Origin of the sequence: Qipengyuania gelatinilytica (assembly GCF_019711315.1) — a bacterium.
Lineage (GTDB): Bacteria > Pseudomonadota > Alphaproteobacteria > Sphingomonadales > Sphingomonadaceae > Qipengyuania > Qipengyuania gelatinilytica.
In genome coordinates this window covers 69,019-82,841 of record NZ_CP081294.1, presented here as the reverse complement: position 1 = coordinate 82,841, position 13,823 = coordinate 69,019, and the positions used below count along the sequence as shown (strand labels likewise).

General features: G+C 61.7%; 15 protein-coding genes and 1 pseudogene. 5 read left to right on the top strand and 11 right to left on the bottom strand.

All coding sequences use genetic code 11. The features are described 5' to 3' along the window. Positions 1-65 precede the first annotated feature (65 nt). A complete protein-coding gene (locus K3136_RS00465) occupies positions 66-1,259 on the bottom strand; it encodes a peroxidase family protein (protein WP_221430980.1) in 1,194 nt (397 codons plus the stop codon). Between the two features lie 655 nt (positions 1,260-1,914). Here K3136_RS00465 and rpsF point away from each other — a divergent pair. The 5 genes and pseudogenes from rpsF to K3136_RS00440 all read left to right on the top strand — a co-directional run bounded on the left by rpsF (position 1,915) and on the right by K3136_RS00440 (position 5,473). Further along, the gene (rpsF, locus tag K3136_RS00460) at positions 1,915-2,280 is read left to right on the top strand and encodes a 30S ribosomal protein S6 (RefSeq protein ID WP_221430979.1); all 366 of its coding nucleotides are present in this window, start codon (positions 1,915-1,917) and stop codon (positions 2,278-2,280) included. Next, positions 2,280-2,504, top strand: a complete 225-nt coding sequence (gene rpsR, locus K3136_RS00455) for a 30S ribosomal protein S18 (RefSeq protein WP_006832330.1) — start codon at positions 2,280-2,282, stop codon at positions 2,502-2,504. The genes rpsF and rpsR overlap by 1 nt, the downstream gene beginning before the upstream one ends. A 12-nt stretch (positions 2,505-2,516) precedes the next feature. After that, positions 2,517-3,185, top strand: a complete 669-nt coding sequence (gene rplI, locus K3136_RS00450) for a 50S ribosomal protein L9 (RefSeq protein WP_221430978.1) — start codon at positions 2,517-2,519, stop codon at positions 3,183-3,185. An 88-nt stretch (positions 3,186-3,273) separates the two neighbouring features. After that, positions 3,274-4,749: pseudogene (locus K3136_RS00445) on the top strand (AMP nucleosidase); the annotation flags it as partial. Between the two features lie 64 nt (positions 4,750-4,813). After that, positions 4,814-5,473 carry a tetratricopeptide repeat protein gene (locus K3136_RS00440; RefSeq protein WP_221430976.1) on the top strand — a complete coding sequence of 220 codons (660 nt, stop codon included), beginning with the start codon at positions 4,814-4,816 and terminating at the stop codon, positions 5,471-5,473. 3 nt (positions 5,474-5,476) lie between these two features. Here K3136_RS00440 and rimK read toward each other — a convergent pair whose 3' ends face one another. From rimK to K3136_RS00390, 10 genes are all read right to left on the bottom strand, one after another. After that, the gene (rimK, locus tag K3136_RS00435) at positions 5,477-6,382 is read right to left on the bottom strand and encodes a 30S ribosomal protein S6--L-glutamate ligase (RefSeq protein ID WP_221430975.1); all 906 of its coding nucleotides are present in this window, start codon (positions 6,380-6,382) and stop codon (positions 5,477-5,479) included. Next, positions 6,379-6,843, bottom strand: coding sequence for an ATP-dependent zinc protease family protein (locus tag K3136_RS00430; protein ID WP_221430974.1), 465 nt, complete (start codon positions 6,841-6,843; stop codon positions 6,379-6,381). The genes rimK and K3136_RS00430 overlap by 4 nt, the downstream gene beginning before the upstream one ends. Further along, on the bottom strand, positions 6,840-7,853 hold the full coding sequence (locus tag K3136_RS00425) for a beta-propeller fold lactonase family protein (RefSeq protein WP_221430973.1): 1,014 nt from the start codon (positions 7,851-7,853) through the stop codon (positions 6,840-6,842). The genes K3136_RS00430 and K3136_RS00425 overlap by 4 nt, the downstream gene beginning before the upstream one ends. Then, positions 7,847-9,709, bottom strand: coding sequence for a M2 family metallopeptidase (locus tag K3136_RS00420; RefSeq protein WP_221430972.1), 1,863 nt, complete (start codon positions 9,707-9,709; stop codon positions 7,847-7,849). Before K3136_RS00420 ends, K3136_RS00425 begins: the two co-directional genes overlap by 7 nt. A gap of 67 nt (positions 9,710-9,776) precedes the next feature. After that, positions 9,777-10,295, bottom strand: a complete 519-nt coding sequence (locus tag K3136_RS00415; protein WP_221430971.1) for a hypothetical protein — start codon at positions 10,293-10,295, stop codon at positions 9,777-9,779. Continuing rightward, positions 10,292-11,047, bottom strand: coding sequence for an alpha/beta fold hydrolase (locus tag K3136_RS00410; RefSeq protein WP_221430970.1), 756 nt, complete (start codon positions 11,045-11,047; stop codon positions 10,292-10,294). The genes K3136_RS00415 and K3136_RS00410 overlap by 4 nt, the downstream gene beginning before the upstream one ends. After that, a complete protein-coding gene (locus tag K3136_RS00405) occupies positions 11,044-11,493 on the bottom strand; it encodes a GFA family protein (protein ID WP_221430969.1) in 450 nt (149 codons plus the stop codon). The genes K3136_RS00410 and K3136_RS00405 overlap by 4 nt, the downstream gene beginning before the upstream one ends. Further along, on the bottom strand, positions 11,490-12,137 hold the full coding sequence (locus K3136_RS00400; RefSeq protein ID WP_221430968.1) for a 2-hydroxychromene-2-carboxylate isomerase: 648 nt from the start codon (positions 12,135-12,137) through the stop codon (positions 11,490-11,492). Before K3136_RS00400 ends, K3136_RS00405 begins: the two co-directional genes overlap by 4 nt. 26 nt (positions 12,138-12,163) lie before the next feature. Next, positions 12,164-12,727, bottom strand: a complete 564-nt coding sequence (locus tag K3136_RS00395) for a hypothetical protein (protein ID WP_221430967.1) — start codon at positions 12,725-12,727, stop codon at positions 12,164-12,166. Continuing rightward, complete coding sequence (locus K3136_RS00390; RefSeq protein ID WP_221430966.1) at positions 12,724-13,749, bottom strand: aspartate-semialdehyde dehydrogenase; 1,026 nt, start codon at positions 13,747-13,749, stop codon at positions 12,724-12,726. The genes K3136_RS00395 and K3136_RS00390 overlap by 4 nt, the downstream gene beginning before the upstream one ends. Positions 13,750-13,823: the final 74 nt, after the last annotated feature.

Sequence of the window (13,823 nt, the reverse complement as noted above, 5' to 3'; positions counted from 1 at the left end):
AAGTCCCGGCTTCCTTTTGCGACCCGGCAAAGCCCGCCGCTTGAGGGGGCTTTGCCGGCCGGTCATCACGCAAAGCCGATGCCGTCCGCTTTCAAACCTGCAAGGCGGATGATCGATGCAAGGGTCCAATTGCTATCATCGCGGTTGTCGCCATTTGTCCCCGACTCCAGAAGCGGATCGTCATCCGGCTCCCAGCAAGGCGCGACATTGACGTAGCTCATGGGGTCGCCCTTCAGGAGCCCTGCGAACACCGAGCAAACGATATTGGAACCGACGCGGCCAAGACCGTTCCCTCCGGTACCCTGTGCCTCGCGCAGGATGTAATACCAGAGCGCATCCGGCTCGTCGTCACGAAGCTTGACCGGCTTGAGGCACATCTTGCGCGCGACGCTGGTGCCCGAAGGCAGGTCGAAATCGATGCCGCGCTGCAGATTGCGGAACGCGAGGACGTTCAGGGGATCGCCGCTCGGCCCTTCGTGGAGGAAAGCCAGGGCATTGGCGAGCTTGGTGTCGATCTTCCTCGCCATTTGCGGGAAGGGCCCGCGCGAAGTCTGCATCTGGAGGAACCAGTCCCACTGAATGCAATTCTCGGGCTTGATGTTGTTGAAGCCGCGCAAATCGTCCGGATCGCTGGGACCGCTGTTGTCGAAGATCGGAACGTGATTGCCGAAGCCTCGAACCGGATTATTCGTCTGGTAATCGTTGCGGACCATCGAGTGACCGAAACGATAGGCAGCGACCGAGAACTCTACCGGCATGAAGGGCTGGTTGCTCCAGTGGTAGAGGTCGCTCAGCCCGCAACTCCAGCCTTTTCGGCCACCACACAGCTTTTCCAGTTTGAGAGCGCAATTCATCACCTCGTCGATGGCGATACGCCGGACGAAGTCGTTCCAGACGATATACTGGTAGAGCCACCGCAGCGTCTGCCGAGCCATTTCGAATGCGGCGGGACCGGAAATATCGGGATTGGCGGCGCGGGCGCGGTCTACCAGCGTGTTGTGGGCAAGCAGGAAGGCCAACTGCAGCTGCGAAACTATCGAGTTCTCGTCATTGCGCATGTCGCCGATGAGTGCCGTTCCGTTGAAACGCGGCAGATCGGGGAGATCCGGTCGTCCGTCGACCGTGCCAATTGCCATCTTGGCCTTGTCTGACTTGTCGTAGAGATAGGGTTGGTCGTCTGGGCCAGCGCCGTAGACGTTGTCGAGGTCGAACCTCGGAGTGCGGAAATTGAGCAGGCCGTTGGGGTCGGCCCGGCGCATTAGCGTCGAGGCAGGATCAAACGTGATATCATGGTCTACAAATTGCCCGAAATATGTGTAGCCGGCCGGTATGTTCGAAGCGAAATCGCTCTCAAGACGCTCCCTCAGAGCGGGGTCCTGAACAATCTCGCCTGGGGTCTTGTCAGGTTCCTCGATCATGAGGCCATTCGCGATTCCCAGGAGATATTCCTCGAGGTCGCAAGCTTCGACAGGAGCAATCCAAGGCTCGAGGTCGGGACAGATTCTGCCGAAAGGTCCTTGATAGAACCTCGAGCGGGGGGCGAGCGCTTCGTATTGTTTCTTGCCGTGGGGCATGACCGTTCTCCGAATTCACAAAAGGTGATCGCGACACGGTGCGCCGGTTAATCGACTGCTTTCATTGGGACATGACGGGCAATCAGGGCCCGAACCTGGCAAAAATGCCAAGGGTCGACGTCCACGGACATGCTCTGCCTCGTCCGGGTCAGATACTTGGAAGGAATCGGCAAACCCTCTCGGCTCGTCGCGTGAAGGCCTCTAGTTGCCCTTGCATTCCTCCCGATTCCCGCTATGTGCGCGCATCCCTCGCTTCGGCGTGGGATATGAAGAAAGCCGGAGGGGCCCCGTAATCCCGCGGACAAGCCAGCGATCGGCCAGCAGTTGAAAGGACAAGAGCATGGCTCTCTACGAGCATGTTTTCTTGGCGCGACAGGACCTGAGCCAGGCTCAGGTTGACCAGCTCGCAGCCACGGCGACCGAAATCGTCGAAGCGAACGAAGGCAAGGTCGTCAAGACCGAGACCTGGGGTCTCAAGAACCTCGCCTACAAGATCGACCGTAACCGCAAGGCACACTTCGTGATGCTCAACATCGAGGGCCCCGGCTCCGTTGTTTCCGAGCTCGAGCGCCAGACGCGCATCAACGAAGATGTCATCCGTTACATGACCATCCGTGTCGAAGAGCACGAAGAAGGTCCCAGCGTAATGATGCGCAAGAACGAGCGCGACTCGAAGAAGCGCCGTGACCGTGAGGAGCGTGACTGATGGCCCGCCCGTTTTTCCGCCGCCGCAAGACCTGCCCGTTCTCCGCGAAGAACGCGCCGGCTATCGACTACAAGGACGTTCGTCTGCTGCAGGGCTTCATGTCCGAGCGTGGCAAGATCGTCCCCAGCCGCATCACCGCCGTAAGTGCGAAGAAGCAGCGTGAACTGGCCAAGGCCATCAAGCGCGCTCGCCACATCGGCCTGCTGCCGTACATCGTGAAGTAAGGGGAAGACATCATGGATATCATTCTCCTCCAGCGTATCGAAAAGCTCGGCACGATCGGTGATGTTGTCACCGTGAAGGACGGCTACGCACGCAACTTCCTGCTCCCGCAGAAGAAGGCCCTGCGCGCCAACGAAGCCAACAAGAAGGTCTTCGAAGCCAACCGCGAGCGTCTCGAGAAGGAAAACGCCGAACGTCGCGCCGAAGCCGAAAAGAACGGCGAAAAGGTCGATGGCGTCGAAGTCATCCTGATCCGCGCAGCATCGAACACCGGCCAGCTTTACGGTTCGGTGAACGTTCGCGACATCGTCAACGGCCTCGCCGACAAGGGTCACGAGATCGACAAGAAGCAGGTCATCATGGGTAACCCGATCAAGACGATCGGCATGCATGACGTGCGTATCGACCTCCACCCCGAGGTTTCGGTCACCGTGAAGGCAAACGTTGCCCGCTCGGACGACGAAGCAGAACTGCAGACGCAGGGCGTCGACGTTCTTGCCCAGATGTTCGAAGAAGAGCAGGCCGAGATCGAGGAAATGGCTGCTGCCAATGCCATCGATCCGACCCTCGAGCCGGGTGAAATCCCCGAGGACATGCTCGAAGACGGCGTCAGCACCGAAGAAGGCACCACCGAAACGGAAGCCCTCATCGAAGCGACCAAGCCGGAAGGCGACGAAGCCTAAGGCTTCTCGCACACCAGACATCAAGGGCGCGGCGACTTCGGTCCCCGCGCCCTTTTTGTAACAGGCGCCCTCCTGTGGCAGAGGGGGTCACGAAAACGAAAAGAGCCAGGAGAAAAAGGCCCATATGGATACAATCGAACAGATTCTCGACAAGCTTCAGTCCGTCTATGATGCCGCGACCGCGCGGCTGCGCGACGATGTCATCGCCTTCGGACGCGACCGCACCCTTCCCCCCGCCGAACGCCGCAAGGATGGTAGCTATGCCTATCCCGAATTGCGGATCCTGTTTCGCGGCGGGGAAATGCCCGAAGGCGCGAGCCGGGCATTCGGCCGACTGAATACGCCGGGTCTCTATTCGACGACCATTACCAAGCCGAGCCTGTTCAGCGACTATATCCGCGAGCAGATCGAGCTGATCGAAAGCAATTACGAGATCGAGGTCGAGGTCGGTTCCTCGCGCCAGGAAATCCCCTTCCCCTACGTGCTCGACGGACAGGCCGGTGCCGAACTGGCAGGGATCGATCCCAACGAGATTGCCCGTCATTTCCCCTCGACAGACCTCGCCGATATCGGTGACGAGCTCGCCGACGGTATCGAACTGGAAAACCCCGACGATCCCATCCCGCTGTCGCTATTCGATGGCCTGCGCACCGATTTCAGCCTTGCGCGCCTTGCCCACTACACCGGCACCGACGTCCAGCACTTCCAGCGCTTTATCCTGTTCACGAACTACCACCGCTATGTCGACGAGTTCGTGGACTGGGCAGGCGCCCAGCTCGGCAAGAACGGTTTCACCGCACTGGCAGGCGCCGGCGGCATGATGTTGACCGAATCCACCGAAAACGCACGCGGCCAGCTGTCGGACACGGCATGGCGCCGCCACCAGATGCCAGCCTATCATCTCGTCGGTGAAAACCGCGGCGGCATCACGCTCGTTAACATCGGTGTCGGCCCGTCCAACGCCAAGACGATCTGCGACCACCTCGCGGTGCTGCGACCCGAAGCGTGGCTGATGATCGGCCACTGCGGCGGCCTGCGCCCGAGCCAGAAGATCGGCGACTACGTGCTCGCCCATGCATATCTGCGCGACGACCACGTACTCGACCCGGTCCTTCCGCCCGAAATCCCCCTCCCCGCCATTGCCGAGGTCCAGCAAGCCCTCGCCGGTGCCGCCGAGGCAGTTTCGGGTGAACACGGCAGCGACCTCAAGAAGCGCATGCGCACCGGCACGGTCGTCACCACCGACGATCGCAACTGGGAGCTTCGCTACACCAGCTCGGCCCGCCGCCTTTCGCTCTCCCGCGCAGTCGGCATCGACATGGAGAGCGCGACCATCGCCGCGCAAGGCTATCGCTTCCGCGTCCCTTACGGCACGCTGCTATGCGTGTCGGACAAGCCGCTGCACGGCGAGATCAAGCTGCCCGGCCAGGCCAACAAGTTCTACGAGGAAGCCATTGCGGCCCACTTGCAGATCGGTGTCACCGCTTGCGACTTACTGAGGCAGGAAGGCCCGAAGCTCCACAGCCGGAAATTGCGGGCGTTTAACGAACCGCCGTTTAGGTAGTCGGTTCTGGGCGAAGCCAAGACCTTGCCGAGCTTCGATAGCTGAAGTCTGCTAGGGTAAGCTTATGGGCTGTATATTCTGTCGCGAACACCGCGAGCAATTTTGGGACGACGTTGATCGTTGGGATCGTCAACACTCTCGCTATTGGGAGTTCTTCGATCGAGAGCCTGACGGCGATGCACTGCTTGATGCGAACAAGAAGAGTTGGGCTGGCTGCGAAGAGGCAAACCGCATCTATTCCAAACTGATTGAGCAAGGCTCCATACTCGCCCTTCAGCACCTCGCTGAGTGTTACGCCTACGGACGAGGCGTTGGGAAAGATGAAAACCGCGCGCACGAACTTTTTGCCTCAGCGATCGAGCGTGGATCGGCTTCAGCGTCGCTGGAGTATTCGCGATACCTTTTTACAACTGGCTACAAGCAACAGGCAGTCCGAATTCTCGAAGACGCTGTGTCAGATGGACTTGTAGTTGCCAATTTCTGGCTAGCGTGGCGAATGCATGCGCTCGGCACCGACCGTGCTGGCTACGAGAGGATCGAGCTGCTGCTCCGCGAAGCTAGCAAGGAAGGGCATCCTGCCGCTGCCATGTATCTCTCCCGGTTTCTGGTCCGTGGCCGCATGGGGCTGGCGAGGATTCCGGAAGGACTAAAAGGCCTAATTCATTTCCTTCGAGATCGCCTCAACCAATCCACCGGGAACCGCTCGTCCGAGGTTGCGAAATAGCGCTCACCCTTTCCCCTTGGTTTTCGTCTTCCCGACCTTCGCATTGGCAGCCATGTAATCGATGATCATGCCTGCGATGTCCTTGCCTGTCGCTTTCTCGATGCCTTCAAGGCCGGGGGAGGAGTTCACCTCCATGATGACCGGTCCATGATTTGACCGCAGCATGTCGACGCCGCACACGTTCAGGCCCATGTGCTTTGCCGCGCGGACGGCGGTCGAGCGTTCTTCCGGGGTAATCTTGATGAGTTGGGCGCTGCCACCGCGGTGGAGGTTGCTGCGGAAATCGTCAGGAGCGCCGGTCCGCTTCATCGCCGCGACGACCTTGCCGCCGACCACGAGAGCACGGATGTCGGTGCCGCCCGCTTCCTTGATGAATTCCTGCACGAGGATGTTGACGTTGGCCCCGCGGAAGGCCTCGATCACCGACTTGGCCGAGGACATGGTCTCGGCAAGCACCACGCCGATGCCCTGCGTGCCTTCGAGCAGCTTGATAACCACCGGCGGCCCCTTCACCGCCTTGATGATCTCCTCGGCCTGCTTGGGATCGTTGGCATAGGCCGTCAGCGGCAGGCCGAGGCCATGCTTGGCGAGGATCTGCATGCTGCGCAGCTTGTCGCGGCTGCGCCCGATGGCGACGCTTTCGTTCAGCGGCCAGCAGCCGCGCATCTCGAACTGGCGCAGGATGGCGAGGCCGTAATTGGTAATCGAAGCCCCGATACGCGGGATGACCGCATCATAACCGACGCAGGGTTCGCCGTTGTAATAGACTTCGGGGCGGTGGCTCGCGATGTGAACGGTGCAACGCGTGGTGTTGAGGATATCGAGCGTATGCCCGCGCTCTTCCGCAGCCTCTACCAGACGCTTGTGCGAATAGAGATTAGGGTTGCGGGCAAGCATGGCGATTTTCATGGTTTGTGGCCTTTCTTGACCTTCATTTCCGGCGTCTGCAGCCAGGAATATCCCGAGTCCACGACAAATCTGCGACGCAGCGAAGAACGGCCGATGAGCATGGGAAACTTCATGTCGCGACGATTGGCGAGGCTGATCTCGGCGCGAAATTCGACGTCGCCAATCTTGAGCGGCGTCTTGATGACATAACGGTATTGCGTTTCGCCGTTCGAGCTGGTGATGCCGCGCACGTCGACATGCACGGCCTCGCAGACCTGCCGCACATGCTGCTGTTCGAAATCGACCGCGAAACGGACGTATTTCTGCCCGTCACGCTCGAATTCCTCGATCACCTCGCCGTGGAGCGAAGAGGTACGCGCGCCGGTGTCGATCTTGGCAGGGATGGCGTGCAGACCGAGCTCCGGCAAGTGCACGAGCTCGCGCCAGCCTACGGCGGGCAGGACTTTGGGTTCCTTGCTCATTCGATGATCGCGATGCCGTCGCCCCCGCCTTCGCCCGGCAGGCGGCGCAGCACCTCGCCGGTCTCGAAATCGACTTCGGCGATGGTGTTGGCCATGGTTTCGGCAACATAGATACGCTCGCCATCGGGCGAGAACAGGATCGTGACCTGCGTCTTGGCCTCCGCTTCCTCAGGGCTCGACACTGCGATCGAACGGACCTTGGCGCCGGTGGCGGTGTCGATCACCGACAAGCCACCATCAGCAAGGTCGGAGGTGACCGCATAGTCGCCTTGCGGCCGCAGCACGATCCGCAGCGGGAAATCACCGACAGGCACGTCCTTGATGCGTTTGAGGCTCTGCGGATCGAGCGCATAGGCCATGTCCGAACCCCGCGCGGAGACCCACAGCGTTTCGCCGTCAGGCGTCAGCGCGATACCCTCGGGCTCCTCGCCGACAGTCGCCGAGAACGGTGCGCGGCGGGTCACGAGGTCGATCCGGGTGACAGTCTTGTCGCCGAGGTCCGTCGTCCAGGCATGCTGCGCGTCGGGTGATACGGCAAGCATGTGGCTGCCGCGCTTTCCGGTCGAATATTCGAAGGTTTCGGTCTCGCCTAGCGGATCGCGGATCACGAAGACCGACTGGCGGCCTTCCGCAGTCGAATAGAGATTGCCATTCGGATGCCAGACGACGCCATGCGGGCGCGCATTCTCGCCCAGCTCGATGCTCTTGATCTTCGCCAGCGTATCGGTGCGGAAAATATCGACGCTGGTCCCGCCGTAGCACGCCAGCGCGACGTGCTTGTCATCGGGCGAGGTCGCCAGTTCATGCGGATTGGCGCAGCTATCGACGCGCAGCACCTCCTCGCCCGTCGACAGGTCGACCTTGGCGAGCGTGTTGCCGAACTTGCCGGCGACGAAGAGCGCTCCCGACACCTTGTCCGGTGTCGGTTGCACCGATGCATCCTCGGACACAGGGGCGCAGGCCGCCAGCAGCGGTAGCGCCAGCCAGCCTGCGCGCAATGGCTTCACCATCCCTGCTCCATGCCTTCGTTCTGCTCGTCGAGCCATTCCTTGAGCGGTGCGAAGTATTCGGCCATCGCCTTGCCGCTCATCTGGCGTTCGCCGGTGAAGGCTTCGAGTGCGTCGGGCCACGGCTTGCTGGCGCCCATTTCGAGCATGGCGTTGAGGTTCTTGCCGACTTCCTTGTTGCCGTAGAACGAGCAGCGATGCAGCGGCCCTTCCCAGCCCGCCTGGTCGCAGGCGGCCTTGTAGAACTGGAACTGCAGGATGCGTGCGAGGAAGTAGCGCGTGTACGGCACGTTGCCGGGAATGTGGTACTTCGCGCCCGCATCGAACTGGCTCTCGTCACGCGCGACCGGCGGGGTGATGCCCTGGTATTCGAGGCGCAGGTCGTTCCAGCCCTGGTTTAGCCCGTCAGCCGGGATCGAGCCGTCGAACAGGCCCCAGCGATAGCGGTCGACCATCAGGCCGAAGGGCAGGAAGGCGATCTTGTCCATCGCCTGGCGCAGGAGCAGGCCGATGTCCTTGTCCGCGCTCGGCACTTCGCTTTCGTCGAGCATGTCGATCTGGACGAGATATTCGGGCGTGATCGACAGCGCGATCATGTCGCCAATGGCTTCGTGGAAACCGTCGTTCGCGCCGTTGAGGTACAGGTAGTCCTGCTTGTTGTAGGCGCGCTGGTAATAGTTGTGGCCCAGCTCGTGGTGGATGGTGATGAAATCATCCCCGTTGCGCTTGATGCACATCTTGATGCGCAAGTCGTCGACATTGTCCACATCCCATGCGCTCGCGTGGCAGATCACTTCGCGATCGGCGGGCTTGGTGAACAGGCTGCGCTCCCAGAATGTGTCGGGCAGCGGTGCGAAGCCGAGCGAGGAGAAGAAGTCTTCGCCCACGCGGACCATCTGCTTCTCGTCGTAACCCTTCTGCTCGATCAGCTCGGTAAGGTCATAGCCGATATCGCCGGCACCCTCGGGCGCGACGAGCGGGTAGATATTGCCCCATTCTTGCGCCCACATATTGCCCAGCAGGTCGGCACGGATCGGACCGGTCGCAGGCTGCACGTCGTCGCCATACTTCTCGTTGAGCTTGCCGCGGACATAGGTGTGTAGCGCCATGTAGAGCGGCTTCACTTCCTGCCACATGCGCTCGGTCTCGGCGGCGAACTGGTCGGGGTCCATGTCGTAGTTCGAACGCCACATCGCGCCGAGATCGTCGAAGCCCAGCTCCTGTGCGCCTTCGTTGGCAAGGGCGATCATGCGCTGGTAATCGCTACGCATCGGGGCGCCGACGTTGTTGTGCCAGCTCTCCCACATTTCCGCCTTCTGCGCGGGCGTGAGGTCAAGGTCACCCATCGCCGCCTCGATGTCCGAACCGTTGATTTCCTCGCCGTTCAGCGTGCCGCGGCCCTGCCCGTACTGCGAGCCAAGCTCGGTCGAAATGATCGCGAGTTCCGCCGCCGCCCCATCGCGGACCGGAGCGGGCATCACGATGCCGTTGCGCAGGATGTCGAGCTTGCGAGCGACGTCGGGATCGAGGCCGTCGACGCGGGCGTATTCCGCAGCCTTGTTCGCATAGGCGACCGATTTCTCGGTCGAGACCTCGCCGTATTTCGCGGCCAGCATGTTGCTGTCGTGGACGATATAGGTCGCATTCAGCCACTGCACCCTGGCGGATTCGACAGAGAAGCCGAACAGGTCCTTCTCGACCATCGCGACCCAGTCGGCAGCGCCCTGCGGCGTCATCGGATAGGAATCTTCCGCTGCGGCAGGCGCTACAGGCGTGCTGGCTACGGTCTGCGAATTGGCAGGCGAGCACGCGGCGAGCGAGATGGCGAGCGCAGACAGTGCGACTGGGGCAAATTTCATGATGTTTCCTCTTCCCGTACGGGGTTGTCCGACAATGGGGATGGATTGCACCTGCTGGGGCGCGGAATCAAGCGCTGCGACGCGCCTTCCACTCCCCCATCAGGCAGGCGATGATCGCCAGCGTCGCCAGAATCCAGCTGGCGATCTTCCATGGCCGCACCGTAGCGGCGAGGCCAGCAAGCCCATCGTCGCCTTCGAAACGCCACAGCTGCACGATCTGGCTGATCGTTTCGGCATAATCGGTGACCAAGAATACCGCCCCGCTGGCAAGAGCGACGGTACCCGCGAATGCAATCCACCGCTGCGCCGACCGCCTAAAATACAGACCGCCGAGAACGCAGCCGATGCCGTAGATACCGATGAACAGGAGATCGCCCATCATCGCCAGCGCGGCCTGGTTCCACAGCCCTGCGGAGCGCCATGCAGACTGGATACGGTCCACCTCGGCCCCAGTAGCAGCTGCCTGGTGATCGAGAATGCCTCCCGGGACCTGCGTTAGGACCAGCGGCATTCCGAGCGCGATGACGATGGCGAACAGCACCAGTCCGCCGACCCACGTCCAGATGAACGCCCTGCGCAAGCTCACTTATGCGCCGCCAGCCATTCGGCCATGGCGATACCGAGATCCGGCTTCGTCACGCTGCCCATATGCGTGCCGGGCACTTCGACGAAGTCGGAGTTTGCAATCAGTGCCGCGAGTTCGGATGCAGAACCATTGTCGCGATCCTCGTCGCCGCACACGACCAGCGTCGGCATAGTGATGTTCGAAAGCATGGCGAGATCGAGGTCGGGCATCGTGTCCAGCAGCAGGCGCGCCGCCACGCGGTCGACACCCTGCGACTTCAGGAACTGCATGGAGAAATAGGCGGGATCACCGCGTGGGATGTTCTCGAATTCGTCGATCACGCGCTTGAAATAGGCCGAGCGCTTGGCCCATTCGCCAAGGCCCGCCGTGCCCATCCCGCCGATCACAAGATTTTTCGGCTCCAGCACACCATGCGCCACGGCATGAAGCGAGGTCCGCGCGCCCAGCGAGAAACCGCCAAGGTCATAGTCGTCGAGCGCCAGATGCTCGACCAGCGCCGCGACATCGCGCACCAGAACATTCTGCGGATAGGCCTCCGGCTCGCGCGGTGACTCGCTCTGGCCGTGGACGCGGAAGTCGAGCATCAGGACCTCGAAGCCTTCCTCGGCGATCCGCTGGTCATGGCCCCACTTGACCCAGTTCATTTCGGCGCTGGAAAACAGGCCGTGCAGCAGGACGAGCGGACGCCCCTCGCCCACACGGTGCAAGGCCAGCTTCGTGCCGTCGAAGCTTTCGAAAGTTTCTGTATTCATTCGGGCATCCCGCCGTTCGACTCCCGCCATTTGGCAAGAAGGGTCTCATCCTCGTCGGCGCGCTTGCGGGGAAGATGGGTGGTGTCGAGCCAGGCCTCGTGCATGCGCTCGACCCCGAAGTGCCACTGCGGTTCGATCCCATACGGATCGTCGAGCGTGCCGATGGCGAGGTCCATGTTGCGGCCTTCGTCGAACTGGAAGCCCAGCGGCGTGCCGCATTCCTGGCAGAACGGGCGCTTGGCGAAGCTCGAGCTGGCGTACCACTCAGGCTCGGACTTCCATGTGAAGTTGTCTTTCGCAAGGCTCAGGAAGGCAATCGAAACCCCGCCGGTTGCACGCTGGCACATGCGGCAGTGGCACAGATAGGCATTCTCGGGATCGTAGGTCGCCTCATAGCGAACGCGGCCGCACTGGCAGCCCCCCTCTTGCGTGGTCCTGTCTTTCATCGCTTCGTGAGCCCCTGTTGCTCCATCCGCCACTTGGCCATGTCGATGCGATCCTGCCCGAAGAACGGCTCGCCGTCGAACACGAGCGTGGGCACGCCCCAGTGGCCCGCCTTTTCCAGCGCATCCTGGTTGGCCGCGATTTCCGCGTCGAGCGCCTCGGCCTCGCCCTGAACCTCGGCAATGATCTCCTCGACACCAAGCCCCGCCGCCTCGAGAGCGCGATCGAGATGGCCGCCTTCGTGCCATCCCTCCTGCCCGCCCCAGATCATGCGGCCCGCCTCGGCTGCGAAAACAAGGCCCGCACCGCGTCGGGCGGCTGCCTGTCCCATACGGGTGACGCGGCGGATATAGGGCTGGTCCTGGGCGATCTTGCGGGTCGTCATGTCCTGGATGATCGGATCGGGCCGCGGCGCGCCGAAAGGAATTTCATGGAACTGCGCCACGCGGATCATGTCGCGCATGGTGTAGCCGAGCCAGTTGGGATGATTGCGTTCGAAGAAATCGGGCTGGCGGATCGCCAGAGGGTAGACCGGCCTCAGCGCGATATTGAGATCGTACTCCTCCGTCATGGCGCGATAGCGGCCGACCGACAGATAGCTGTAGGGCGAGCGGAAGCTGAAATAGAGCTCTGCGGTCAGGGTCATGCCCGTTCTTATACAGCCGCCAAGCCCTAGCGAAAGAAGCAGTTCATTCCCGCGTGAAGCGAGCTGATTTTCCCGTCCTTGCTGAAGCCGCCAATCGTGCCGTAGTCGGCGCTGGTGTATTCGAACTCCCCGGTAAGGGTGGATTCGATGTCGCGCACCGGCCGCTTATCCTTGAGCATCGCAAGAGTCGTGGTGCCAGGCTGGACCCCGTCGCTGGTTGCCACATCGGTTCCCTCACCGAGATTCCAGCCCACGAACTTTCCGTCCTGAAAGGCCAGCTGGAGCGCGCCGTAGCTGCTGAATTGCGTGGGCCCTGCGCCGCACTCGCCATTCTCGCCCAGCTCCGGCTCGCTGCCGTAAGCTTGCGACAGAGAGCTATCGACCTCTTCGCGCGCGGTGCCGAAGCGCATGACCGGCTGCCCGACCGCGCCTGCACCATTGGCATCGACCACCAGCACGATATCGTCGAGCCGCTGGACGACGGGCGAAGTAGCTTCCGGCTCCGGCGCCGTTTCTTGCGAGGTTTCGTTGCCGCTCCCGCAGGCGGCGAGCGCAAACGGAAGGGCGAACAGGAGTGCCTTTTTCATCATCCCTTCTTAAGGCATTCGCGACCGAGGAGTTCCGCGATCTGCACGGCATTGAGCGCTGCGCCCTTGCGAAGATTGTCCGACACGCACCACAGCGCGATGCCGTTGTCGACCGTGGGATCGTCGCGCACGCGGCTGATGTAGGTGGCGCTGTCGCCGGCGCTTTCGACCGGGGTGACGTATCCCTCGTCCTCGCGCTTGTCGATCAGCATGATGCCGGGCGCCTCCCGCAGGATTTCCTGTGCAGCTTCCGCCGAAAGTTCGTTCTCGAATTCGATGTTCACGCTTTCGGAATGGCCGACGAAGACCGGCACGCGCACGCAGGTGGCATTGAGTTTGATCTTCGGGTCGAGGATCTTCTTGGTCTCCACGACCATCTTCCACTCTTCCTTGGTCGAGCCGTCATCCATGAAGACATCGATGTGCGGAATGACGTTGAAGGCAATCTGCTTGGTGAACTTCACCGGCTCGATCGGGTCACCGACGAAGATCGCGCGGCTCTGCTGGAACAGCTCATCCATCCCCGCCTTGCCCGCGCCGGAGACCGACTGATACGTCGAGACAACGACGCGCTTGATCGTCGCCGCATCGTGCAGCGGCTTCAGCGCGACAACCAGCTGCGCGGTCGAGCAGTTGGGGTTCGCGATGATGTTGCGCTTCTTGTAGTCGTGGATCGCCTCCGGGTTCACCTCGGGCACGATCAGCGGCACATCGGGGTCCATGCGATAGAGCGAGCTGTTGTCGATCACCACGCAGCCGGCAGCCGCTGCCTTGGGCGCATATTCCTTTGCCGGACCGCTCCCTGCGGCGAACAGGGCGATGTCCCAGCCGGACCAGTCGAAATGCTCGATATTCTTGCACTTGAGCATCTTGCCCGTGTCGCCGAACTCGACCTCGGTACCGTGCGAACGGCTGCTGGCTACGGCAGCGACTTCGTCACAGGGAAACTCGCGCTCGGCGAGGACCTGCATCATTTCGCGCCCGACATTCCCGGTCGCGCCGACTACGGCAACACGATAACCCAATGCACTTCTCCAATATGAATTGCCGCCGAGATAGCGATTGGTTTCGCGCCCGCAAGCGCACATTCGATTGCGGG